Here is a 22,007-nt window from a genome sequence, read left to right as displayed (position 1 = left end):
CCTCAGCTGACGCCAACCTCTTGATCACCGGTGAAAAAGGGGGTCAGGCGCGGGCGCGGGCTTGGGATTCGGCTTTCGCCTTCATTCGGGCGGCTCGGTCGATGTCGGACTGTTGGACGGCGGCTACCGAGCCGAAGACGTGGACGGCCTGGTAGTAGGTCCAAGCCAGGCTGTAGCAGGCGGGGCGGACGACCGCGTTGTACGTGGCGCAGACCCGCTTCAGATCCGCGTAGAAGGCGTTGTCGAGGCGGGCCTTGTTGGCGGAGAACTGGCCGACCGCCTTGTAGTTGCGGTAGCCGAAGTCGTGCCGGTAGCAGCCCAGGTTGAAGGTGAAGCCGAGCGGATTGTCCGGGCTGGACGAGCAGTAGTCGGTGGACCAGACGAAGTTGTACTCGGCCCAGGGTGCCCGGTTGAGGCGGGCGCTGTTCCAGGCGTTGTAGCTGGACGCGCTGGTCTGGGTCCAGCTCGACAGCACGGACAGCTTCTCTGCGGGGGTGACGGCGGCGGCGGGGGAGGCGAGGGCGAGGGTGGCGAGCAGCGCGAGCGCGCCCGAGGCGAACAGGGTGGCGAGACGTCGGGGCACGGTTTACCTCCGCGGGGTGTGCGGTGGGACGGAAGTTACCGGCTGGTCACCGGATGTCGACAAGTGTCGATCAATTGATCAGCGTCCCGGTATGCGCCGCGCCAACTATCGGTGACATGCGTCGAAACAGACGAATGCCCCGGGCGTGGGTGCGCCCGGGGCATTCAACGGACCTGGTCAGCGCAGCAGGAACGCCGGAGGCCCGGCCGGGCTCTCGTTCGCCGTCCGGTCCAGCGCGGTCAGCCGGTACGTGTAGCGCCGGCCGGGCTCGGCCGACGTGTCCACCCAGGACTGCGCGCCGCCGGGGGTGGCCCGGACGGTGTCGACAAGTGCGGTGGCGTCCGCGGTGGCGCACCGGCCGGGCAGGGTGGTCCCGTCGAACCGGTAGATCGCGTACGACGTGGCGGTGCCCAGAGGACCCTTGCCGTCGGCGGGCTGACGCCAGGTCAGCCGTACCCCGTCGGCCTGCCGGGTGACCCCGGTGACGACCGGCGGGAGCAGCGGCTTCGCCGGCAGGTGCGGCATGGCCGGTACGAGGGCCGGGCGCGAGTAGTGCTCGGCCGCGTAGGTGTCGGTCGCGCCGAGCCGGTTGGCCCGTACCTGGACGGCGGAGAAGTGCACGTTGCCCTGCACCTCCGGGTACGCCCGGTTGAGCGTCAGGTGGTCGGACAGCTCACGCGGGTTCTGCCAGTAGGGCCCGTACGCGGGGTCGCCGCTCTTGTAGTCGGCCTGGCCGATGTAGAGCTGCACCCGGGTGCCGCGCACCGTCTCGGCCCACCACGGCACGAGTCGCGCGTAGTCGGCCGCCGGGTACTGGCCGATGTACCAGTAGAGCTGCGGCACGACGTAGTCGATCCACTCCTGCTTGATCCATTTGCGGGTGTCGGCGGAGATGATGTCGTACGACTGGCTGCCGGTGGTGTCCGAGCCGAGCGGGTCGGCGCTGGCGTTGCGCCAGATGCCGAACGGGCTGACCCCGAACTTCACCCACGGCTTCGCCGCCTTGATCTTGCCGTTCATCTCCTGGATCAGCAGGTTGATGTTGTCCCGCCGCCAGTCGGCCCGGTCAGTGAAGCCCCGGTTGTACGCCGCGAAGGTGGCGTCGTCGGGCACCTGGTAGCTGCCGCTGGGGTACGGGTAGAAGTAGTCGTCGAAGTGGACGCCGTCGATGTCGTACCGCTTGACCGCGTCCATCATCGCGGTCTGGACGAACTCGCGTACCTCGGGAATTCCGGGGTTGTAGTAGAGCCGGCTGCCGGCGACGCCGGCCGGCGGATAGGCGAAGGTCCAGTCCGGGTGCTGCCGGGCCGGATGCCCGGGCGCGAGCTGGTCGAGGTCGGCGCCGGCGCCGCCGGGCGCCGGCATGGAGACCCGGTACGGGTTGAACCAGGCGTGGAATTCGAGGTTGCGCCGGTGCGACTCCGCGACGAGGAAGGCCAGCGGGTCCCACCCGGGGTCCTGGCCGCGCACCCCGGTCAGGTACTCCGACCACGGCTCGTACGTAGAGGGCCAGAGCGCGTCCGCGGTGGGCCGGACCTGCACGACGACCGCGTTGTGGTGCAGTCGCTCGGCGAGGTCGAGCAGGTCGCGGTACTCGGCCTGTTGGGCGGCGATCCGGTCCGGGCTGGTCTGGGAGGCCTTGCTGGGCCAGTCGATGTTGACCACCGACGAGATCCACATGGCCCGGAACTGTCGCTTGGGGGTGGCCGGGTTGGTGACGCAGGCGGCGGTCGAGGAGGAGGCGGAGGCGTTCGCGGGGGCGACGGGTGCGAGTGAGCCGAGCAGGACCGCGGCCAGGCCGGCGGCGGTGAGACGGAGTGCTTTCATGCGGTATGTCCCTTCGTTGGGGCTCCCGATGCGATCTGCATGCGGCAAGATTCGCCGCTGCCTATCTGCGTACAGAAGGAAATTTTCACAATCGCGTCGTCGCCGCAAGTGTTCGTGGTTGACCATTCGTTCCGCTGGGTAGCAACGCCGGTCACCGGCCGCCACGGTGGTGGTCGCACGGTGTGAAGGGGTGAGCGCATGTCCGTGCTGCGAACCAAACCGATCAAGGACGTGATAGCCCAGGGCGAGGCGGACGGCAGTGACGGCGGGGTCGGACTCAAGCGGCGACTCGGCGCTCTCGACCTCGCCGGCTTCGGCATCGGCATCGTGATCGGCACCGGCATCTTCACACTCACCGGAATCGAGGCGCGCGACAGCGCCGGACCGGGCGTGGTGATCTCCTTCGCCATCGCCGGCGTGGTGGCCCTGCTCGCCGCCCTCTGCTACGCCGAGCTGGCGTCCAGCGTGCCGACCGCCGGCAGCGCCTACACCTACGCGTACGCCACGATGGGCGAGATCGTCGCCTGGATCATCGGCTGGGATCTGCTGCTGGAGTTCGCGCTCGGCGCGGCGGTGGTGGCCCGCGGCTGGTCCGGTTACCTGGCCGAACTGCTCGACCTGCCGACCCGGTGGTTCGGCGAGGAGGGCAGCGTGGTCAACGTCGGCGCCATCGCCATCGTGCTGATCCTCGGCGTCGTCGCCATCGTCGGCATCCGGGAGTCGGCCCGGATCACCAACCTGCTGGTGCTGGTCAAGGTCGCGATCTGCGTCTTCGTGGTGGTCGCCGGCCTGTTCTTCGTCAAGGCCGCCAACCTCACCCCGTTCATCCCGCCGGCCGAGCCCGCCGGCAGCGGCGACGACGGCATCAAGCAGCCGGTCACCCAGGCGCTGTTCGGGTTGGAGCCGTCGGTCTTCGGCTTCGTCGGGGTGCTCAGCGCCGCGGCGGTGGTCTTCTTCGCGTACACCGGCTTCGAGGCCGTCGCCAACCTGGGCGAGGAGACCCGCAAGCCCAAGCGGGACCTCACCCTGGGCCTGCTCGGTACGCTGCTGATCTCCACCGTGCTCTACATCGGCGTCTCGCTGGTGGTCGTCGGCATGGTGCCGTACACCGAGATCGACCGGGGCGCCCCGATCGCCTCGGCCTTCGAGTCGGTCGGCGCCGGTTGGGCCGCGGTACTGGTCTCCATCGCGGCGGTCGCCGGCCTGACCAGCGTCATCCTGGTCGACCTGGTGGCGATGGGCCGGATCGGCTTCGCCATCGCCCGGGACGGGCTGATCCCGCCCGCGATCGCGAAGGTGCACCCGCGCTGGGGCACCCCGTACCGGATCTCGGCGATCATGACGGTGGCGGTCGCGCTGCTGGCCGGCTTCCTGCCGCTGTCCGCCCTGGCCGACCTGGTCAGCATCGGCGCGCTCTGCGCGTTCGTGCTGGTCTCGATCGCCGTGCCGATCCTGCGCCGCAAGCGTCCGGACCTGGACCGGCCGTTCCGGGTGCCGTTCTCGCCGGTGCTGCCGATCGTCTCGGCGGTCGCCTGCCTCTACCTGATGCTCAACCTGTCCGTGGAGACCTGGCTGCGGTTCCTGGCCTGGATGCTGCTCGGCGCGATCATCTACTTCGGCTACGGCTACCGCCGTAACCGGCTCGCCCGCCACGAACCGGCCGTCGCGCCGGAGCAGCGCCAGCCGAGCGCCTGACCGCACGACAGCCGAGGGGCTCCCGCCATGGCGGGAGCCCTTGGCGCGTGCCGGCCCCTTTTTGCAACGTTGTAGAGCGGGTATGGTGCGCTGGGTCACATCGGGGAGGTTGCGGGGTGCGACACAGGCTCAAGGACGTGGCCGAGCGGGCCGGCGTCTCGGTGAAGACCGTCTCCAACGTGGTGAACGGGTACGTGCACGTCCGTCCGGACACCCGGGCCCGGGTCGAGGAGGCCATCGCCGAGCTGAACTACCGGCCCAACCTCTCCGCCCGTCACCTGCGCAAGGGGCGTACCGGGGTGATCGCCCTGGCGGTGCCGGAACTCGACATCCCGTACTTCGCCGAACTCGCCCGGCACGTCGTCACCGCCGCCGCCGCGTACGGCTGGACCGTGCTCATCGACCAGACCGGCGGCCGGCGCGAGCAGGAGCGTGTCGTCGCCTCCGGCATCACCGACCACCTGATCGACGGGCTCATCTTCAGCCCGCTGGCGCTCACGGCGGAGGATCTGGCCAGCCTCGACGGCACCCCGATGGTGCTGCTCGGCGAGCGCGTCGACCACGGCCCCGCCGATCGCGTGGTGATCGACAACGTCACCGCCGCCCGGGAGATCACCGACCACCTGATCCGGCTCGGCCGCCGCCGGATCGCGGCGATCGGCGCGCAGCGCACCGACGAGGGCGCCAGCGCGCGCCTCCGCCTGGCCGGCTACGCCGAGGCGCTGCGGGCTGCCGGCCTGGCCTACGACGAAGCCCTCGTGGCGTCCGCGACGGCCTGGCACCGCGCCGATGGCGCGGCCGCGATGCGCGGCCTGCTCACCGCCGGGGTACGCCCCGACGCCGTCTTCTGCTTCAACGACACGCTCGCCCTGGGCGCGCTGCGGGCCCTGCACGAGGCGGGTCTGCGGGTTCCCGAGGACGTGGCGGTGGTCGGCTTCGACGACATCGAGGACGGCCGGTTCTCGGTCCCCACGCTGAGCACCGTCGCCCCCGACAAGGAGCAGATCGCCCGGCTGGCCGTCGAACTCCTCGCCGATCGCCTCGACGGTGACCGCGCTGCCCCCGCCCGCGCGGTCAAGGCCGCGTACCGCCTGGAACTACGCGAATCCACCAAGCCCTAGTCGAAGAAGCGGGCCAGGTGGAAGTTCGGCGCGGGCTCGGCGTCGGCCGGGAGCGGCGTCAGGTCGGCGAAGATCGACGCGCCGTCGCACCCGGCGTGCAGCGGGTACCAGCGCGGGGTGCCCGGCGGCCGGAGCTGGCAGATCCCCTTGAAGGTCTGCACGTCCATCAGCCGTACGTGGGTCGGGTCGGCCACCGCGTTGACGTGCCCCCACCACGGGCTCATGACGTGCAGGACGCCCCCGGGCCGGAGCACCCGGTGACACTCGTCCACCAGCGGCAGGAAGTCGATCAGGTGCTCCAGGATGTGTACCGCGAACAGCACGTCCACCGAGTCGTCGGCCAGCGGCAGCGAGCCGGAGAGATCCGCCACCGCGTCCACGCCCGGCGCGGGATAGATGTCCAGCCCGAGGTTGCCCGACCACTGCTTGGTCGGGCCGCAGCCCAGGTCCACCACCACCGGGGCCCGTCCGCCGACGCCGACCCGGCACCAGACGCCGTAGACGCCGGCCAGCCGTCCCACCAGGTCCCGTACCAGCCGGAGGTCGGCCGGCTCGGCCACCTCGCCGGTGAGGTGGGCGACCCCCCGGTCGAACCGCACCTCGACGGCCAGGCTCCGTAGCCGGTCGTCGTGCCGGACCTGGTCCGCCCACGCCTGGGCGAGGGATTCGTCGATCAACCGCAGCCGGTCGGCCGAGGGCGGAGTCTGTGCCAAAGCGACCATTCGGGCCACCTCCCGCCGCGCGTTACCCGGCTACGCGCCCGGTATTCCCCCGTTTCGCGGTCGCGCGCCCGACGGCGGGCGTGCCGGGGCGTCCGGAGGCACGTACCCCTGTCGAGCGTGATGACTGTGGGGCATCAAGATGCCGCACAGTCATCACGCTCATCGGAGTGCCGCCGCCCGGGTCCAAGACCCGCGCTCCGGTCCAGTGACGTCGAAGGTCAGCCCGACAGCGTCCGGCGACCTCCCCGGATCCGCTGGCGGGGCGGGGGAGCGGCGGGCTTCGGCCGCTTGAGGTGGTACCGGTGCAGTTCGTGGTTGCCGGGCAGCGACGGGTCCTCGCTCATCGCGACCAGTTCCCAGCCCTGGTCGCCGGCCCGGTTGAGGTGGGCCAGCGCCGTGTCGCCGTACGGCGTCACGTCGACCATCGAGCCGTCCGGGCCGTACCAGACGAAGACGACCTCCCAGCCGAGGTCGTTGGTCGCCGCCTGGCGGCGGCGGACCAGCAGGGCGTACTCCCACTTGAGCATGGCGTCATTCTCACCCCGCGCCCGGCCGCGCGCCGGGATCAATCCTCGGCGATCCGCCCGGCGTCGACCCGCAGCCGCCGGTTGGTCTCGACGGCGGCCAGCATCCGCCGGTCGTGGGTGACCAGCAGCAGCGTTCCGGGGTAGCTGGCCAGCGCCGATTCGAGCTGTTCGATGGCGGGCAGGTCCAGGTGGTTGGTGGGCTCGTCCAGCACCAGCAGGTTGACCCCGCGCCCCTGGAGCAGAGCCAGCGCCGCGCGGGTGCGCTCGCCGGGCGAGAGGGTCGCCGCCGGCCGGGGGACGTGCGCCGCGCGCAGGCCGAACTTGGCCAGCAGGGTCCGCGCGTCCGCCGGCGACATCTGCGGTACGGCCGCCTGGAACGCGTCGATCAGCGGCGCGTCGCCGAGGAACAACCCGCGCGCCTGGTCCACCTCGCCGACCACCACGCCCGGCCCGAGCGAGGCGGTCCCCTCGTCCAGCGGCAGCCGCCCCAGCAGCGCGGCCAGCAGGGTGGACTTGCCCGAGCCGTTCGCCCCGGTCACCGCCACCCGGTCCGCCCAGTCGATCTGGAGGTCGACCGGCCCGAGCGTGAAGCCGCCCCGGCGTACCACCGCGTTGCGCAGGGTGGCCACGACCGCGCCGGCGCGGGGCGCGGCGGCGATCTCCATCCGCAGCTCCCACTCCTTGCGGGGCTCCTCGACCACCTCGAGGCGTTCGATCAGGCGCTCGGTCTGCTTCGCCTTGGCGGCCTGCTTCTCGGTGGCCTCGCTGCGGAACTTACGGCCGATCTTGTCGTTGTCGGTGGCCTTGCGGCGGGCGTTCTTCACGCCCTTCTCCATCCAGGAGCGCTGGGTACGCGCCCGCGCCTCCAGGCCGGCCTTCGTCTCGGCGTACTCCTCGAAGTCGGCGCGGGCGTGCCGCCGCGCCACCTCGCGCTCCTCGAGGTAGGCCGCGTAGCCGCCGCCGTAGTGGTTGACCTGCTGCTGCGGCAGGTCCAGCTCCAGCACGCGGGTCACCGTGCGGGTCAGGAACTCCCGGTCGTGGCTGACCAGCACCGTGCCGGCCCGCAGCCCGGTGACGAACTCCTCCAGCCGCTCCAGCCCGGCCAGGTCCAGGTCGTTCGTCGGCTCGTCGAGCAGGAAGACGTCGTACCGGCTGAGCAGCAGCGACGCCAACCCCGCCCGGGCCGCCTGGCCGCCGGAGAGCCCGGTCATCGGGTGGTCCAGGTCGACCGTGAGCCCCAGATCGGCACTCACCTGGTCGGCGCGTTCGTCGAGGTCCGCGCCGCCCAGGGCGAGCCAGCGCTCCAACGCGTCCCCGTACGCGTCGTCGGCGCCCGCCGTCCCGGCGGTCAGCGCCTCGGTGGCCGCGTCCAACGCCGCCTGCGCGGCGGTCACCCCGGTCCGGCGGGCCAGGAACTCCCGTACCGTCTCGCCCGGCCGCCGCTCCGGCTCCTGCGGCAGGTGTCCGACGGTCGCGGTGGGTGGGCTGAGTCGGACGCTGCCGGCCTCGACCGGCAACAACCCCGCGAGGGTACGCAGCAGCGTCGACTTGCCGGCCCCGTTCGGCCCGACCAGGCCGACCACGTCGCCCGGGGCGACCACCAGGTCCAGCCCGGCGAAGAGGGGGCGGTCGCCGTGCCCGGCGGCCAGGTCCTTGACGATCATCGTGGCGCTCATCAGGACGGCAGCCTATCGGGCCGCCCGCATGAGACCGGCCGCCAGCGGGCAGACTCCATGACGTGGTGACCACACTGGCGATCGACTGCGGTGGCGGCGGCATCAAGGCGTCGGTGCTCGACGAGGCCGGCACGATGCGCGCCCGACCGCTGCGGGTGCCGACCCCGTACCCGTTGCCGCCCGCCCTGTTCGTGCGGACCCTGCTGGAGCTCGGTGGGCGACTGCCCACGGCCGACCGGCTGACCGTCGGCGTGCCCGGGATGATCCGGCACGGGGTCGTGGTGGCCACCCCGCACTACGTCACCCGCAGCGGACCCCGGTCCCGGGTCGACCCGGACCTGCTGGCCGAGTGGTCCGGCTGGGACGCGCGGGGCGCGTTGGCCGACGCGTTCGGGGTGCCGGCGCTGGTGCTCAACGACGCCGAGGTGCACGGGGCGGGTGTGGTGGCCGGCACCGGCTGTGAACTGGTGTTGACGTTGGGGACGGGGTTGGGCAGCGCCCTCTTCGACGGGGGCGTCCTCGCGCCGCACCTGGAGCTGTCGCACGCGCCGGTCCGCTGGGGGACCACCTACGACACGTACGTGGGTGAGCCGGAGCGGCGGCGGCTCGGCGACGCCTTCTGGTCCCGCCGCATCCGGCAGGTGGTGGACGGGCTGCGCCCGGTGTTCCGGTGGGACCGGCTCTACCTGGGTGGGGGCAACTCCCGGCTGATCCGGCCGGAGCAGCTCGCCCGGATGGGCGACGACGTGGTGGTGGTGCCGAACACGGCCGGGATCGTCGGCGGCGTCCGGGCCTGGGAGCTGTCCGCCGGACGTCGCGACGCCCGTACGTGACCTCATTTCGACTCGGGGAACAGTCGCCAAACGGCCGGCGTTGTGCCAGCGTCGGAACAGGTGACGGCGCGACCCGAGGAGGTGGGCAGATGGATCTTCTGGCGGACTACCGGCGGGCGACCATGTTCTTCGAGACCGGTGACCCGAGCGGCGCGGCCCGACTGCTGGAGCCGATCGTGGACGTCGAGCCCGGCAACGCGGCCGTCCGGCAGTTGCTGGCCCGGGCGTACTTCCAGTCGGCCCAGCTCAACCGGGCCGAGGAGCAGTTGCGGGAGCTGATCGACCGGGACCCGAGCGACCACTACGCGCACCACGTCCTGGGCCGGACGCTGGAGCGGCTGAACCGGCACACCGACGCGCTGCGGCACCTGCGGATCGCCGCGGCGATGTACGCGGCCAACGACGACTACCGGGTGGCGCTGGAGCGGGTTTCGGCCCGCGTGGGCAGCACCCGCTGAACGCAAAACCGGTGACGAACAAGGGGCGGTCCTGGGGGCCGCCCCTTCGTCGTCGGGCCTGCCCTGGTGATCGGGCCGTCACTTGGCGGTCGGGCCGGCGCAGGGGCGTGCCTAGGATGGCGGACATGGGACCTGACCGGCCGGGGGCTGCGGCATGAAGCTCAAGCTGGACCTGCACGACATCTTCAACAAGGGCCAGGACATCGACCGCGCGCTGCGCGGGATCATGGACGAGGCGGTCGCGAAGAAGGCCACCCTCGTCGAGATCATCCCGGGCAAGGGCTCGGGGCAGCTCAAGAAGCGGGTGCTGCGGTTCCTCGACCAGAAGGACGTCAAGCAGCTCTACCACCGGGTCGAGAAGGACTCGAAGAACTTCGGCCGCCTCTTCGTCCACTTCCGCTGGAAGTAGCAGCTGCATGGCCTCCGACCTGCGTTCCACAGCTCTGCCAAGGGCCGCCGGACCATGGTCATGCCGTGTTCAGGTCGTCAAGGTCGCTGGCTTCGCCGGCCGCTCGCGCCGCCGAACCTGAGCCGGGCCGATGACCCGCCGCCGTGCCTCTGGCCTTCCCTAGCGCGACGGTGACAGCCCGCCGGGCGCGACATTGGAAGAGGCCCCGGGCCACCATGATCTATGGCGGTTCCGGGCTTCAAGTTGATCGGGACATGGGCAGTGCAGTGCCTCCAGCGGAACCCTTGGGCACTCCGGGATGGCTCGTTCAACAGGGCCAGCAGGGCCGTGACGTTTGCAAACGTTCGATCAGGTACTACGGACTGTGAAGGAAGCTACGAAATCTTTCCCCGCAAAGCTCATGCGCCACTCATAACGCCCTGGGGGGAGGGGAAGAGAGGGGACGTTCAGCGCGAACGACGCGTCGAGCATGGTCCCAGGAGCCAAGCCAGCCGGCCTACCTACCTCGATGTTGGCTTCTGTGCCGATTGGAACCTCAGACACCCCTATGTTGACCTTAACGGCTTTGCCGTCTTGTTCGAGTAGCTGCAACTTCAGCGGCAGTTGCTGGTTCGCGCGGTCCCAAGGAACTTTGATCAACACGGCTACGGCGTGAGGTGCGGTCGGGGATGAGGTCATCGACCAACCAGCACCAAGCATGTGAACCTTGCCGGACTCAGCTTGCGCGGCATCGCAAAGGATGAGCTGCGCCTCTACCGGGGACGCCATCAGTGGGCAGGTAGTTCTCGCGTCGTCTTGTTCGACAGGTGGTCGACAACGAGCCCCACAGAGGCGGGAAGCTTCAGGTACGAGGTCACAGACCAAGTGGCGCGGCCAGTGTGGCCCTTCTCGCCACGATCGAAGGCGTTCTTGATCTTGTCTAGCGGCTCATCGGATTCGTAGAACTCGTCGCTGGTCGCCATGGTGCCATCATCTCCCCTGTCTCGGCTCTTCGCTAGATGTCAGTGAAGTAAGCACTACCCAAGTTCCAAGCATCGCCCATCGGATCGTCTGCCGGGTACAAGACTATTAGCGCTGGTCTGCCGCGCAGCCACACCTGAACGACCGCCCGCTCGCCACGAACCTCATCGACATCCCATACGTAGGTCAGCCCTGTAACACAGACGACCGCGTCACGGACCTCGTCGGCTGTGAGTTGATGCTTCGCGGAGATCTTTGCGGCGGTACGCGAGCTGATGTTCAAGACAGCCACCCAGACACTACGTCGTGCCATCCTCCCGCCTTCGCTCCGAGCTTCCCCAGGCTAAGGCGCACTGTCAGGCTTCCGCTACCGTCCGTTTTCCTGAGCGCGGGGGCGGCGGCGTGCTCATCCGTTAGGCCGACTCCTTGGCCCGCCTCTTCATTCAGTTGATGGGCTGGCACCTGGATGCCCGGGTGCTGGAATTCCTCCGGCTCACGCGGGCGGAACTGGACGTGGACGAGTACCTGCACGGATGAAGAGCCCGGTCCGGGATATGGCGGAGATGACGTCAGCGCTTGCGGGTGTGGCTATCGAACGGCGTTCAGCGCGTCGCGGAACTCGGCGGTGGCCTGCTCGCGGGGGTAGCGACGGTGCAGTTCGACGTCAACTTCGCCGGCGACGAGCAGCAGCGAGGGCAGGGACCGGCGAGTTGCGGCGAACGCCGCCACCCCCTCCTCGACGGCTCGATCCAGCTCGCCAGCTCGCAGGGCTGTGGCGGCGAGAGTAAGTCTGGCTTCGGCCATCCGCATGGGTGACCGCTCGATGCCGTCCGATCCGGTGCCGAGACGTAGAACCTCGTTGGCGTAGTGCTCGGCAAGAGCGTCGTGTTCGGCGAGGCGGTAGGCGTCCATCGCGTAGAACAGCCATTTGCCAGGATCGACCTCGAAGTGGTTGTCGGGCCGGTCGGGCGCACCGAGGTGGTCGAGCAGCCGCCGACCTCGATCGAGCGTCGTCCGCGCGCCATCGAGGTCGCCGAGCCGTGCCAGCGCTTTGGCCTCCTGTGCGATCAGTTGCACCCCCACCCGCTGCCGGCCGGCGGCTTCCTGCCCAGCTCGGGCGGCAGCCAACACTGCCTGGTGCCGAGACTGGGTGAGTGCGAACCACGCCGTCATCTCCCACGCCCAGCCGGTGATGCCGGGGTGACCGGCTTCCTCGCCGAGCTGCCGGGCAGCAGTGCGGGTGGCCTCGGCGCTGGCGCGTTTGCCGAGGTCGTATTCGACGCAGCCGATCAGCAGCGCCAGCCAGCCTGCGCACACCAGCAGTTCGCGGTGCTGCCGCAGCCCGGTCGGTCGCTGTAGCAGTCGGGCGACCTCGCGCAGCCAACCCTGACCTTCGGTGCGGAGTTCCCCGGCGTCGCGCCACCCGTACTGGCAGCACAGCTCGGTCACGGTCGCTTGCAACGTCTCGATGGTGGCGGGGGCGGTGTCCCTGGCGTGCATTCGATGTAACAGCTCGACGGTCTCTGACGGCCGCGTGTCGGAGGCGGCGGCGATATCCAGGGCGGCGCAGGCGATCAGCTCCCCACGAGCGGCCAGGACGTCGTCGATCCTGCGGGCCAGATCCTCACCCGGTCGACGACGGCCGTTCTCAAGCCGTGAGAGGTGGCCCTTGTCGGCGGGCAGCAGCTCGGCGAGAGCGGCCAGGCTGAGCCCACGCGCTTCCCGCGCTGTCCGCATTCGGGCACCGAATGTTGGCATGTCTCGCGCCTCCCGCCGGAGTTGCCAGGTTGCCGGTGCGCATTGGCAACGCGCAACCCGTCGACCCAAGTGAGCGTACCGCCGCACGGTGTATCGGACGAGTACGCGCAGTGACGGTGGGAGGCGTGGTGGCAGTTCGGGAGCGGTTCAAGCGCTGGTGGAGGAGACGGCATCAGGTCCAGTTGGACCCAACCGGCGCAGCAACCTGCTACCCACAGCGGTTTGGCGCGTACGGGATCACGGCGCGGGACGGCACCCGCGACGGTGGGCGGGCGGCCCTGTGAAGGCCGGAGGGTGGGAGACGGCACGGGCCAATCGGGCTGAACGGTCGGTGTCAGCGCTCAATCGCCGGATGGACGGGGAGCACCTGCCGCGCCGGCCGCAGTGGCACTGTCAGACGTGTTCGGCGGACACGCCCTGGCCGTGCCATCCCGCGCGGGTGCGCCTGGCCGAGGCGTACGGGCGGGACCGCATCGGCCTTTCCATGTACGTCGCTGGGCTGCTCTTCGTCGTCGTCGTGGAGCTGCCCGACGTTGCGCCGGCCGAGTTGTACGAGCGGTTCGTGGCATGGACGCGCTGATGGGCAGCGTCCACCCAGACGACAGAGGCATGTCCTACTCCGACTGGGCGCACGGTCGCAGGCTGGCGGTGAGGAGGCCGCACCCGGCCAGCGGTAGCACCGCGCTCAGGCCGGGGCCAGCCCTAATCGAACTCCTCGTCCCCATTGGAACTACGCCGATCAGCCGCCGGGCCGATCGGAGGGCAGCGGTGGGCCTGCGGTGACGAGCCGTGCGGTCGGTTCCAGGTTGGCGCAGAGACTCCGCGGGAAGGCGGGCGCGGCCTTGAGGGCGACGTCGCATCCACCCGATGTGGTGCGGGCGACGGTCGACCATCCGGCCGGCTCATTTCGGAGGAAGTAGCGCCGCACGGCGGTGTTCACCTCGCACCCCGGCCGGGGCTCAACACCGCACGCGGTCGGGTCGTCGGGCACCGTCATGACCAGCCAGTTGCCGTCGCAGGCTTCCACGTGGCCCTGAGAGTGGCGGGAGACGTCCATCCCCCGTACGGCCGCACGCGTCCAGGTCGGGTCGCAGCGGTCGTTCGGTGGATTGCAGCCCAGGGTCTCGTCACACCGGGTGTACGCGCCATTCTTCAGCGCCCACGTCTTCTGGTTGAGCGACAGCGGGCGGTCGCCGATCGGCTCCTCCGACGTGAGGGTCACCTCGGCGGCCTCGAAGGTCGGACAGGCGCCAACGATGGCGGACCCGGCCGATTCCTGCACGATGTCGGCAAAGATGACGCCGTTCTCCTCGGTCTGGTTGTCAACCCGCACGTTGCGGGAGCAACCATCGCCACCAGCTAGCGCCTTGACCTGCACGGTCACCGCCCGGACACCCGGACCGGGCGTCACGCCGCTCACCTCGGCCTGGTAGCTGCCCCACGTGGCGGACGCGCTCGGTACGGCGTCTTCGGGCCGTGTCTGCGGCGCCGCGCAGGCAGCCACTCCCGGCGCAACGGCAGTCAGCAGGCAGAGAACGGTTGCGAGCCGGCGCATGGGTGGCATCCTGCCCGACCGTGCCACGTTTCGCGGTCCCGGCCACGTGATCCACTCCAGTTCGACGAACTGGGGGTATCCCCGCAGCAAGATGGCCCCAGTTCGCCGAACTGGAGTCGATCATCCGGCGCGGAGGGCGGGCACGGCCGGCGGCCGAGGTGCGGGTTAGCGCGTGAGTCAGGCGTCGGTGCGGGAGGCGTGCACGACCGGGCGTCGGGACCAGCACTGCGGGCGCTGCCGGACGGCCAACTCCAGCGCGAGGTGGTCGGACTCGATCATTTCCCGGGCTATTCGACGCGCCATCTCTAGGCGGTCGACGTACGCGTCAAGATCGGTCGGGCCGGCGCCAGCCATAATCGAACTCCTCGTCCGCATTCGAACTAGTCGCATCATCCACCGTGCGGGGGAGTCGCCACCATTCTCCGATCGGTGGAATCGATCCGCCGTACGGCCCGGTGTGTCGTACCCCTGGATGGGCCGATGGTAACGGCGCGTCCACCACCTCGCCCGGGAACTGCCAAAAGTGTGCGCCAGATACGCCACGGTCAATGGTGGCGTTCGGGTTTGCCGGCGCTCGCTACATTGCACGGTGCGCGGATCGGAAGGCGCGACCGGTCCGGTCAGGGATCTTCGAAACGGAAGGACCGCCGTGCGACAACCGAGCAGAACAGATCCGTTGTTCGTGGCCGTCGAGTCGGAAAAGATCACCCGCGCGGACGTCGCCGGTCTGGCCGCCGGGCGGATCGCCGCCGTCCGGGTGCCGGGGCTGCTGTCCGCCGCCCGCTGCCACGCCATCACCGCCGCGCTCGCCGACGCGGAGATGGACCGCTACGACGAGAGTCGCGTCTTTCCCGTCGTCGCCAAGTTCGGCCCGGCCATCAACGACCACCGCGATGGTGGTGACCTGCGCGAGGACTACTGGGAGGCGGCTGACGCCGCGGAGAAGGGCTGGTCCACGCTGGGCCTGCCGGATGCGCCCCGCGAGCTGTGCCTCGCCGCGTTCCGGGCTGCCTGGCCGGACGTGACGCCCGGCACGCGGCAGGGACGGCAGATGCACGTCGGCATCGTCCGGGAGATCAACGCCGGCCTTCAGGTGCACTTCGACGACGCGGTCCGGGAGTACGCCGGTCGGCTGCTCGACGCCGAGGTGGTGGCCCAGTTGGCGTTCAACATCTACGTCCAGGTGCCGCCCGGCGGCGGGGAGACGGTGCTGTGGCGTCGCCGGTGGCAGCCGAGTGACGAGGACCTGCGCATTCCCGGCGGGTACGGCTATCGGGAGTCGGTGGCCGACGGCGCGCAGTCGTTGACGTTGCGCCCGACGTTGGGAGAGGGATTCCTCTTCGACCCGCGCCACTTCCACACGGTGCGTCCGGCGACGGATGGCCGGCGCATCTCCATAGGATGTTTCGTCGGACTCACCGACGAGGGTCGACTGGCTCTCTGGTCGTAGTGAAGGGCGTTTCCCCATGGTGGACAGAAGCGACGTCGAGTCGGCTGCGGCGCGCATCGAGGGGCGGGTCCGCGAGACGCCGGTCATCGCCGTCGACGGTGCCGACCTGGGCGTTCCCGGGCTGGTCAGCCTCAAGCTGGAGTTGCACCAGCACACCGGCTCGTTCAAGCCGCGCGGCGCGTTCAACCGAATGCTCCAGGGGCCGCTGCCGTCGTCCGGGGTGATCGCCGCCTCGGGGGGCAACCACGGCCTCGCCGTCGCGTACGCGGCCCGCTCGCTGGGCGTGCCGGCAGAGGTCTTCGTGCCGGTCACCGCCTCGCCGGTCAAGGTGCAGCGGCTGGCCGGCCTGGGCGCGCAGGTGCGGCAGGTGGGCCAGCACTACGCCGAGGCGTTGGCGGCCAGCACCCAGCGGGCCGCCGAGACCGGAGCGCTCGTGGTGCACGCGTACGACCAGCCGGAGGTGGTGGCCGGGCAGGGCACCGTGGGCCGGGAGCTGGAGCGTCAGCTCGGCGGGGTCGACACCGTGCTGGTCGCGGTCGGTGGCGGCGGGTTGGTGTCCGGCATCGCCACCTGGTTCGACGGGTCGGTGCGGGTCGTCGCCGTCGAGCCGGAGCAGATCCCCACCCTGAACGCCGCCCTGAAGGCGGGCCGGCCGGTCGACATCGAGGTGGGCGGTATCGCCACGGACTCGCTGGGCGCCCGCCGGATCGGCGACATCGCCTTCGACACCGCCCGTCGTACCGGCGTGGTCTCGGTGCTGGTACGCGACGACGACCTGGTGCGCGCGCGTCGCCTGCTCTGGTCGGAGCTGCGGGTCGCCGCCGAGTTGGGTGGCGCCGCCGCGTTGGCCGCGCTGGTCGGCGGGGCGTACGTGCCCCGGGCGGGGGAGCAGGTCGCGGTGATCGTCTGCGGTGGCAACACCGACCCGAGCGACCTGGGGCCCGCCGCACCGCACTGACCGGTCACTCCCCGTTGCGCAGGCGGCGCAGGGCATGTTCCACCTGGAGGGTGTCCAGGTGGAAGTCCCCGAGCAGCCGCCGACGGTCGGCCAGCAGGGCCTCGTACACCTCGATCGCCTCGTCGACCCGTCCGGCGAGCAGGAGCACCACGGCGAGGGTGGCCCGGATGGCGAGCACCTCGCTGCGGTCGGCGTGCCGGGGCTCCACGGTGGCCAGGGTGGCCCGCAGTTCCGCCTCCGCCTCGTCGAGGCGGCCCTGCTCCTGCATGCACCGGGCCAGCGTGTGCCGGGCCTGCCAGGTCTCCGGCTGGTTCGACGGCCACAGCCGGTACCGGACCTCCAGGATCGCGTGCAGCATCTCCTCGGCCTCGGGGGCGCGGTGCTGGGCGAGGACGGCCAGTGCCAGGCTGTGCCGCACGACCATGGTGTCCCAGTGCTCGGGCCCGCGTACCTGGTGCTCCGCGGTGACGATCTGTCGGAGTTCCGACTCGGCCTCCGGCCACTGGCGCTGCGCCATGATCGCCTTGGTGAGCTTGTGCCGGCTGGCGAGGGTGTCCGGGTCGTCGCTGCCGAGTACCCGGGTGCGGTCGGCGATCACGTCGCGCAGCACCCGGTCGGCCATCTCCGGCTGGTTGCGTTCCAGCCAGGTGCGGCCCAACTCGTGGCGCAGCGCCAGCACCTGCGGCCGGTCCAGGTCGTGGTCGTACGCGGCGCAGCCCCGCACGATCGGTTCGAGGATGTCGTAGGCCGAGCCGGGCAGACCGACGGCGATCAGGTAGCGGGCGGTCAGCCGGGCCAGTTCCAGTGCCCGGCGTACCGTCTCGGGGTCGTGCTTGTGTTTCTGCGGCACCAGGTACTCGCGTACGGCCTCGACCAGGTGCGGCACCAGCACGTCCCAGTTCGACCAGGCGGCCGGGTCGTCCGGATTCTGGCCCTCGGTGGCGGCGAGCAGCAGCTTCATGACGACGCCGTGGTACTCGGCGATCTGCTCGCGGACCTCGTCGCGGTCGCGGAACATCGCGTGCACCAGCGGGTGCAGCGACAGCACATGCGCGAAGGCCGGGTCGGTGACGTCCTCCTGGACGTCGAAGTCGACCAGGGCGAGGTCGCCGATCCCCTCCAACACCTTCACCCGCTGCCGGGCGGTCAGCCCCTCGAACAGGGGTGATCCGGCCAGGATGGCCGGCTTGAGGACCACCTCGTAGGGCACCGGGGAGATGCTCAGGCAGGCCAGCACGTTGAGCAGCGGCCGGCTCTGCTCCAGCCCGCGGCGGGCCAGCAGGTCCAGGGAGATGTCGTCGACCTTCTGGACGATCTCCAGGCCGAGTGATTCGTCGAGGTCGACGCCGGGGGCGTCCAGCGGTGAGCGGAACCGCCGCTGGACCGCGCTGCGGTAGTCGGCGAAGGTGGTGATGGTGGAGGAGCCGCGCCAGACCAGGCTGGCGTTGACCGAGCGGAGGTAGTTGCCGGCGGCCCGCAGGGCCAGGGGCAACCCGCCCAGCTCGCGGGCCAGTTCGCGGGCGTCGTCGAGGTCGCCGGCCTGTGCGCCGGCCCGGTCGATGAGTACCTGCGCGCCGGCGTCGGCGTCGAGTGGACGTACCTGGTGCAGTGTCGACCAGGTGCCCCAGGTGGCACGGTTGCCGTCCCGGGTGGTCACCAGGACCATGCCGTCCTCGGCCTCCGGCCGGCGCAGCCAACCGGTGCCGTCGGCGAGCACCCCGTCGGTGGGGCCGAGAGCGGCGGGCTCGTCCGCGCTGTCGAAGATCAGCAGCCACGGCTGCCGTGCCTGGTTGAGGTAGCGCCAGACCAGGTCGGTGGCGCTGATCATGCCGGACCAGGCCTGGTCGACCTGGCTCTCCGACGCGCCGAGTTGGCTGACCACCTCGCGCATCCCGGAGTTGAGCCGGCCGGCCTGCACCCACCAGACGGTCCGGCCGTCGGCGCGTGCCCGCCGGGCGATCTCCAGGGCCACATGGCTCTTGCCGGAGCCACCCATGCCGCACAGGATGTGCACCGACGGCGCTGCCTCGTCGGTGTCCGCCGGGAGCATGATCTCGTCGATCAGCGCGTCGCGGCCGTGCAGTGGAGTGTCCAGGCGCCCGAGGGGCGGGTCGACCGAGACGCGACTCGGTCGGTCATAGGCAGGTCGGCGCACGCCCGCATCCGCGGGTGGAACGTCCGCAGTCAATGCGGTCCCCCTTCGGTGGCGAAATTGCGGCGCGGCGGGTGGCAGAAAAGATCATGTCCACTGAGTGGACATTCGGAGGGGTCGTCACCCGCCCTACGTCAACCGCAAGGGTATCCACCGCCGTACTGACTTGCACACTCTCCGTTTAGGTCACCCGGTCGACCGGAATCGACATCGCCATTTACAATTCGTCGGTCATTCGGACCGATCCGCCGTCCTCGACGTTCGCGTGGTGCATCCACGATGGACACATGAACTGGTTGCCGTACGACGATGTGGCCGACTGGGGTTCGGTGCCGGACTGGTTCGGCGCGTTGGGCTCGATCGCGAGTGTGCTCTTCGTGTACCTCGGTCTGCGCCGGGAGATCCGCGCCCGACGCGCAGACGAGATGCGGGTCCGGGCCACCCAGGCCCGGCTGGTCTCGGCGGTCACCGAGATCCGGGGCAACGCGGTGCTGCGGGTGACCGTGGCCAACGAGAGTGACGCGCCGGTGCTCGACGTGACGGTACTGCCGCGGCTGGTGCCGTCGGACGATCCGGACGATCCCCCCGTCGACCTCGCCGGAGCCAAACAGGTCCGCCGTATTCACGGCCGGGAAAGCGCGGATCTTTTCATCACGGTCACCACCGAGCACCGGTTACAGGCGTCGACCGACACCGTTCTGGTGGAGTTGACCTTCACCGATCACGACGGAAACCGCTGGCGGCGTATCGGCTCCGGTCAACCCGAGCCGGTGAACTGACAGAAACACGATTGTCGAACCGGTGGCCCGGCGGTATATAACGTCCGCCGGACCACCGGTTCGTCTTTCTCAGACGGGATAGGTGCGGGCGACGGCCAGCATCTCGGAGCTGTGCGACCCGACGACGCCGACGGCCGGCGGCCGGGGCCGGAAGCCGGGCAGCGCGTCCAGCCCGTCGCTGGCGTCCATCGCCCGCAGCGCCACCTGCGCGGCGATCGGCCGCAGCGTCAGCGTGACCTCGACACCCTCCGGCGGCGGGGCGTGGAAGACCAGACCGAAGCCCCACCTGCCCGCCCGCGGCTCCACCGGCACGGTGCGCCCGGCGACCTCGGCGCGCAGCACGGTGGCGGTCGTCGTGTCGACGTGCAGGGTGGTGAGTCGGACCGCCCGCTGCGGGGTGAGGCGCAGCCGCAGGGTGCGTTCACCACCGGCGCTGGTGTCGGCCAGCACGTCGAGCTTCGGTGCCGGCAGGCTGGTCGCCTGGGCCGGGCCGACCCGCAGTTCGCCGTCGCCGAGGCCGGGGAAGTCGTCCGCCACGCTGGCCACCCCGTCCACGTAGCCGTCCGTCCACGGCTGCGGGTCGGTCTCGTGGCTCAACCAGCGCGCCTGCCCGGTGCCGGCGTCCATGGCGTACATCAGGTGGGTGGGCGCGGGGTGGGCGGCGTCGAAGCGGTCCACGGCCAGCCCGACCCCGGCGAGCACCACCGCCGCCACGGCGGCGGCGCCGGCCGGCAGCGCCGCGCGGCGCCGGGCCCGCAGCGCCAGCAGGCCGCGCTGCCCGCCGGCCTGCGGGTGCAGCAGGTCGACCACCGGCAGCGCGGTCAGGCCGAGCAGCACCGCGACGAGCGCGGCCACCCCGCCCATCGCCATCCCCAGCGCGGGGAAGAGCAGCACCACCGTCGGCAGGAGGATCACGACGCCGACCGCCGCGGTGGCGGTCACCGCCACCACCGGCCACGGCCCGGTCTGCCGGGTGCGCAGCGCGACCAGGCCCCCGAGAGCGCCGGCCAGGGCCGGCAGGGTGGTCAGGTACGCCCCGCCGGGTACCGCCACGGCGAGCAGCACGCCGAGCAGCGCCAGCCAGGCCAGGCCGCCGACGGCCAGTGCGGCCGGGCCGATCCGGCGGCGGGTCAGCGCGTACCAGGTGAACAGGATGGCGGCGGCGAGCGCCAGTACGGCCAGCCGGTACCAGATCGGGCGGTACGGGTCGAGCAGTTCCGCGTAGCCCGGCCGGATCGTGGTGATCGCCAACCAGAGCAGTTGGGCGGCGACCGGCGCGGCCACGATCGGCACCAGGGCGAGGCCGAAACCGGCGACCAGCCGGCCGGTGCCGGCCCGTCCGCTGCGGCGGGTCAGCCACCCCAGCGCCGCGACCGCCAGCACCGCGAGCAGGGCCAGCGGCAGGACGAGCCAGCCCGGGTAACGGGCCAGCCCACCCGGCAGCGGGAAGTAGGTGGCGTCGTGCCCGGAGCGCAGCTCGGTCAGGTCGACCGCGCCGAACTCCCGGGCCAGGCCCAACGCGTTGTCCCCGTGCTGTTGGAGGCTGCCCCGGTCCATCGCGGCGGGCGTGTCCAGCGGCGTGTGGTAGATCGCCCCGCCGTCGATGTACGCCGAGTTCAACCCGACGAACCCACGGTCCAGGAAGGCGGTGAAGTCGGTGTCGTTGGGCAGCGCCCGGTAGATCTCCACCGCGAACGAGGTGCCCACGGGGTGCGGGGCGGCGCGGCCGAAGACGTCCACCAGTTTGGCGTTGTTCTTCGAGGTCTCGAACATGATCACCGGACCGGTGGAACCGCGCGCCTCCAGGTTGAGCACCACGCCGCCGTCGGCGGCGAGCGGGTTGCTCGCGGCGAACGCCGCCGCTCCGCACAGGCACGCCTCCTCGGCGTCGGTCAGCACGAAGACGACGTCGTTGCGGGGCCGTGGACCGGTGGACAGCGCGCGGGCCACCTCCAGGATCGCCGAGGTGCCGGCCGCGTCGTCGTTGCCGCCCGGTCCGGTCTGCACCGAGTCGTAGTGGGCGACCAGGAACACCCGGCCGGTCGGGTCGGTGCCGGGTAGCCGGGCCACCACGTTGCGGACCCGGGCGACGGTCGCGCCGCCGGCCGCCCCGCTGAGCTGGCCGGCCTCCGGCGCGACGGTGTCCTGCACCTGCGTCTCCAGGCCCAGGCCGCGCAGCTTCTGCTCGACGTGCGCGCGTACCTGGTCGTTGGCCGGGCTCCCGGCGACGTGCGAGCGGGCCGCGATCACCTGGACGTCCGCGTACGCCCGGGCGGCACTGAACTCGCCCGCCGGCGCGTCCGCCGGTCGGGGCGCCGGGGTCCGCAGGTCGAGCAGGCTGCCGGCGCCGACGGCGGCCAGCGCGACCAGCGCGGCCGCGGCGGCCAGGAGCCGCCGGCGCGGTCGGGTCAGCGCACGGTCGGCAGGGGGTACGCCCCGAGCTGGCTTGAGCGGTACGTCCGCCGTGACGGGGGTGGGGGGTGCGCCCATCCGAACTCCTCGAGGGTAGTGGGGCCGACCGGCAGTGATCCTGCCCATCCCCGC

Annotated in this window: 21 protein-coding genes; 9 read left to right on the top strand and 12 right to left on the bottom strand. The window is 71.1% G+C overall.

The annotated features are described in order from the left end of the window. Window positions 1–43: 43 nt before the first annotated feature. Both ACN263_RS26990 and ACN263_RS26985 read right to left on the bottom strand, forming a co-directional pair. Window positions 44–583 carry a phospholipase gene (locus ACN263_RS26990; protein WP_422737062.1) on the bottom strand — a complete coding sequence of 180 codons (540 nt, stop codon included), beginning with the start codon at window positions 581–583 and terminating at the stop codon, window positions 44–46. A 177-nt stretch (window positions 584–760) separates the two neighbouring features. Then, on the bottom strand, window positions 761–2,410 hold the full coding sequence (locus ACN263_RS26985) for a glycoside hydrolase family 10 protein (protein ID WP_422737061.1): 1,650 nt from the start codon (window positions 2,408–2,410) through the stop codon (window positions 761–763). Between the two features lie 198 nt (window positions 2,411–2,608). Between ACN263_RS26985 and ACN263_RS26980 the strand changes: the two genes are divergently transcribed. Both ACN263_RS26980 and ACN263_RS26975 read left to right on the top strand, forming a co-directional pair. Then, a complete protein-coding gene (locus ACN263_RS26980) occupies window positions 2,609–4,105 on the top strand; it encodes an amino acid permease (RefSeq protein ID WP_422737060.1) in 1,497 nt (498 codons plus the stop codon). A gap of 116 nt (window positions 4,106–4,221) precedes the next feature. Further along, a complete protein-coding gene (locus tag ACN263_RS26975) occupies window positions 4,222–5,226 on the top strand; it encodes a LacI family DNA-binding transcriptional regulator (protein WP_422737059.1) in 1,005 nt (334 codons plus the stop codon). Here the strand turns inward: ACN263_RS26975 and ACN263_RS26970 are convergent. From ACN263_RS26970 to ACN263_RS26960, 3 genes are all read right to left on the bottom strand, one after another. After that, on the bottom strand, window positions 5,223–5,948 hold the full coding sequence (locus ACN263_RS26970) for a methyltransferase domain-containing protein (RefSeq protein ID WP_422737058.1): 726 nt from the start codon (window positions 5,946–5,948) through the stop codon (window positions 5,223–5,225). The two genes, ACN263_RS26975 and ACN263_RS26970, sit on opposite strands and share 4 nt — an antisense overlap. Before the next feature lie 218 nt (window positions 5,949–6,166). Further along, complete coding sequence (locus ACN263_RS26965; RefSeq protein WP_422737057.1) at window positions 6,167–6,475, bottom strand: hypothetical protein; 309 nt, start codon at window positions 6,473–6,475, stop codon at window positions 6,167–6,169. Between the two features lie 38 nt (window positions 6,476–6,513). Further along, a complete protein-coding gene (locus tag ACN263_RS26960; RefSeq protein WP_422737056.1) occupies window positions 6,514–8,151 on the bottom strand; it encodes an ABC-F family ATP-binding cassette domain-containing protein in 1,638 nt (545 codons plus the stop codon). A gap of 62 nt (window positions 8,152–8,213) precedes the next feature. Here ACN263_RS26960 and ACN263_RS26955 point away from each other — a divergent pair, with 62 nt between their 5' ends. The 3 genes from ACN263_RS26955 (at window position 8,214) to ACN263_RS26945 (ending at window position 9,851) form a co-directional block, all read left to right on the top strand. After that, the gene (locus ACN263_RS26955) at window positions 8,214–8,984 is read left to right on the top strand and encodes an ROK family protein (protein ID WP_422737055.1); all 771 of its coding nucleotides are present in this window, start codon (window positions 8,214–8,216) and stop codon (window positions 8,982–8,984) included. Window positions 8,985–9,073: 89 nt separating this feature from the next. Beyond that, on the top strand, window positions 9,074–9,442 hold the full coding sequence (locus ACN263_RS26950; RefSeq protein WP_422737054.1) for a tetratricopeptide repeat protein: 369 nt from the start codon (window positions 9,074–9,076) through the stop codon (window positions 9,440–9,442). A 154-nt stretch (window positions 9,443–9,596) separates the two neighbouring features. Further along, window positions 9,597–9,851 (top strand): Smr/MutS family protein, encoded by a 255-nt coding sequence (locus ACN263_RS26945; protein WP_088987488.1) that lies wholly within the window; start codon window positions 9,597–9,599, stop codon window positions 9,849–9,851. Window positions 9,852–10,199: 348 nt separating this feature from the next. Here the strand turns inward: ACN263_RS26945 and ACN263_RS26940 are convergent, their stop codons facing one another. The 3 genes from ACN263_RS26940 to ACN263_RS26930 all read right to left on the bottom strand — a co-directional run bounded on the left by ACN263_RS26940 (window position 10,200) and on the right by ACN263_RS26930 (window position 12,548). Continuing rightward, window positions 10,200–10,619, bottom strand: coding sequence for a DUF6941 family protein (locus ACN263_RS26940; protein ID WP_422737053.1), 420 nt, complete (start codon window positions 10,617–10,619; stop codon window positions 10,200–10,202). Further along, on the bottom strand, window positions 10,619–10,813 hold the full coding sequence (locus tag ACN263_RS26935) for a hypothetical protein (protein WP_422737052.1): 195 nt from the start codon (window positions 10,811–10,813) through the stop codon (window positions 10,619–10,621). The genes ACN263_RS26940 and ACN263_RS26935 overlap by 1 nt, the downstream gene beginning before the upstream one ends. A gap of 586 nt (window positions 10,814–11,399) precedes the next feature. Continuing rightward, on the bottom strand, window positions 11,400–12,548 hold the full coding sequence (locus ACN263_RS26930; RefSeq protein ID WP_422737051.1) for a helix-turn-helix domain-containing protein: 1,149 nt from the start codon (window positions 12,546–12,548) through the stop codon (window positions 11,400–11,402). 373 nt (window positions 12,549–12,921) lie between these two features. On the opposite strand from ACN263_RS26930, the gene ACN263_RS26925 reads away from it, so the two are divergent. Beyond that, a complete protein-coding gene (locus ACN263_RS26925) occupies window positions 12,922–13,149 on the top strand; it encodes a hypothetical protein (RefSeq protein WP_422737050.1) in 228 nt (75 codons plus the stop codon). Between the two features lie 159 nt (window positions 13,150–13,308). On the opposite strand, the gene ACN263_RS26920 is transcribed toward ACN263_RS26925, so the two are convergent. Beyond that, window positions 13,309–14,124 carry a hypothetical protein gene (locus tag ACN263_RS26920; RefSeq protein WP_422737049.1) on the bottom strand — a complete coding sequence of 272 codons (816 nt, stop codon included), beginning with the start codon at window positions 14,122–14,124 and terminating at the stop codon, window positions 13,309–13,311. A 177-nt stretch (window positions 14,125–14,301) separates the two neighbouring features. Beyond that, window positions 14,302–14,478 carry a hypothetical protein gene (locus tag ACN263_RS26915; RefSeq protein ID WP_422737048.1) on the bottom strand — a complete coding sequence of 59 codons (177 nt, stop codon included), beginning with the start codon at window positions 14,476–14,478 and terminating at the stop codon, window positions 14,302–14,304. 295 nt (window positions 14,479–14,773) lie between these two features. Between ACN263_RS26915 and ACN263_RS26910 the strand changes: the two genes are divergently transcribed. After that, the gene (locus ACN263_RS26910; RefSeq protein ID WP_422737047.1) at window positions 14,774–15,574 is read left to right on the top strand and encodes a hypothetical protein; all 801 of its coding nucleotides are present in this window, start codon (window positions 14,774–14,776) and stop codon (window positions 15,572–15,574) included. 16 nt (window positions 15,575–15,590) lie between these two features. After that, a complete protein-coding gene (locus ACN263_RS26905; protein ID WP_422737046.1) occupies window positions 15,591–16,532 on the top strand; it encodes a threonine/serine dehydratase in 942 nt (313 codons plus the stop codon). 4 nt (window positions 16,533–16,536) lie between these two features. On the opposite strand, the gene ACN263_RS26900 is transcribed toward ACN263_RS26905, so the two are convergent. Beyond that, window positions 16,537–18,687, bottom strand: a complete 2,151-nt coding sequence (locus ACN263_RS26900; RefSeq protein WP_422737045.1) for a tetratricopeptide repeat protein — start codon at window positions 18,685–18,687, stop codon at window positions 16,537–16,539. A gap of 284 nt (window positions 18,688–18,971) precedes the next feature. Between ACN263_RS26900 and ACN263_RS26895 the strand changes: the two genes are divergently transcribed. After that, the gene (locus ACN263_RS26895; protein WP_422737044.1) at window positions 18,972–19,463 is read left to right on the top strand and encodes a hypothetical protein; all 492 of its coding nucleotides are present in this window, start codon (window positions 18,972–18,974) and stop codon (window positions 19,461–19,463) included. Window positions 19,464–19,532: 69 nt separating this feature from the next. On the opposite strand, the gene ACN263_RS26890 is transcribed toward ACN263_RS26895, so the two are convergent. Beyond that, complete coding sequence (locus ACN263_RS26890) at window positions 19,533–21,953, bottom strand: M28 family peptidase (RefSeq protein WP_422737043.1); 2,421 nt, start codon at window positions 21,951–21,953, stop codon at window positions 19,533–19,535. Between the last annotated feature and the right edge of the window lie 54 nt (window positions 21,954–22,007).

Source organism: Micromonospora sp. WMMD729, from assembly GCF_049315225.1.
Classification (GTDB): Bacteria; Actinomycetota; Actinomycetes; order Mycobacteriales; family Micromonosporaceae; genus Micromonospora.
The sequence above is the reverse complement of the archived record's forward strand: the minus strand, read 5'-3'. Positions and strand labels throughout refer to the sequence as shown.

Coding starts and splice junctions, on each gene's coding strand:
- ACN263_RS26920 (WP_422737049.1), bottom strand. CDS start 14,124: ATGCGCCGGCTCGCAACCGTTCTCTGCCTGCTGACTGCCGTTGCGCCG.
- ACN263_RS26960 (WP_422737056.1), bottom strand. CDS start 8,151: ATGAGCGCCACGATGATCGTCAAGGACCTGGCCGCCGGGCACGGCGAC.
- ACN263_RS26940 (WP_422737053.1), bottom strand. CDS start 10,619: ATGGCGTCCCCGGTAGAGGCGCAGCTCATCCTTTGCGATGCCGCGCAA.
- ACN263_RS26915 (WP_422737048.1), bottom strand. CDS start 14,478: ATGGCTGGCGCCGGCCCGACCGATCTTGACGCGTACGTCGACCGCCTA.
- ACN263_RS26945 (WP_088987488.1), top strand. CDS start 9,597: ATGAAGCTCAAGCTGGACCTGCACGACATCTTCAACAAGGGCCAGGAC.
- ACN263_RS26985 (WP_422737061.1), bottom strand. CDS start 2,410: ATGAAAGCACTCCGTCTCACCGCCGCCGGCCTGGCCGCGGTCCTGCTC.
- ACN263_RS26930 (WP_422737051.1), bottom strand. CDS start 12,548: ATGCGGACAGCGCGGGAAGCGCGTGGGCTCAGCCTGGCCGCTCTCGCC.
- ACN263_RS26965 (WP_422737057.1), bottom strand. CDS start 6,475: ATGCTCAAGTGGGAGTACGCCCTGCTGGTCCGCCGCCGCCAGGCGGCG.
- ACN263_RS26970 (WP_422737058.1), bottom strand. CDS start 5,948: ATGGTCGCTTTGGCACAGACTCCGCCCTCGGCCGACCGGCTGCGGTTG.
- ACN263_RS26980 (WP_422737060.1), top strand. CDS start 2,609: ATGTCCGTGCTGCGAACCAAACCGATCAAGGACGTGATAGCCCAGGGC.
- ACN263_RS26905 (WP_422737046.1), top strand. CDS start 15,591: ATGGTGGACAGAAGCGACGTCGAGTCGGCTGCGGCGCGCATCGAGGGG.
- ACN263_RS26895 (WP_422737044.1), top strand. CDS start 18,972: ATGAACTGGTTGCCGTACGACGATGTGGCCGACTGGGGTTCGGTGCCG.
- ACN263_RS26935 (WP_422737052.1), bottom strand. CDS start 10,813: ATGGCGACCAGCGACGAGTTCTACGAATCCGATGAGCCGCTAGACAAG.
- ACN263_RS26950 (WP_422737054.1), top strand. CDS start 9,074: ATGGATCTTCTGGCGGACTACCGGCGGGCGACCATGTTCTTCGAGACC.
- ACN263_RS26925 (WP_422737050.1), top strand. CDS start 12,922: ATGGACGGGGAGCACCTGCCGCGCCGGCCGCAGTGGCACTGTCAGACG.
- ACN263_RS26890 (WP_422737043.1), bottom strand. CDS start 21,953: ATGGGCGCACCCCCCACCCCCGTCACGGCGGACGTACCGCTCAAGCCA.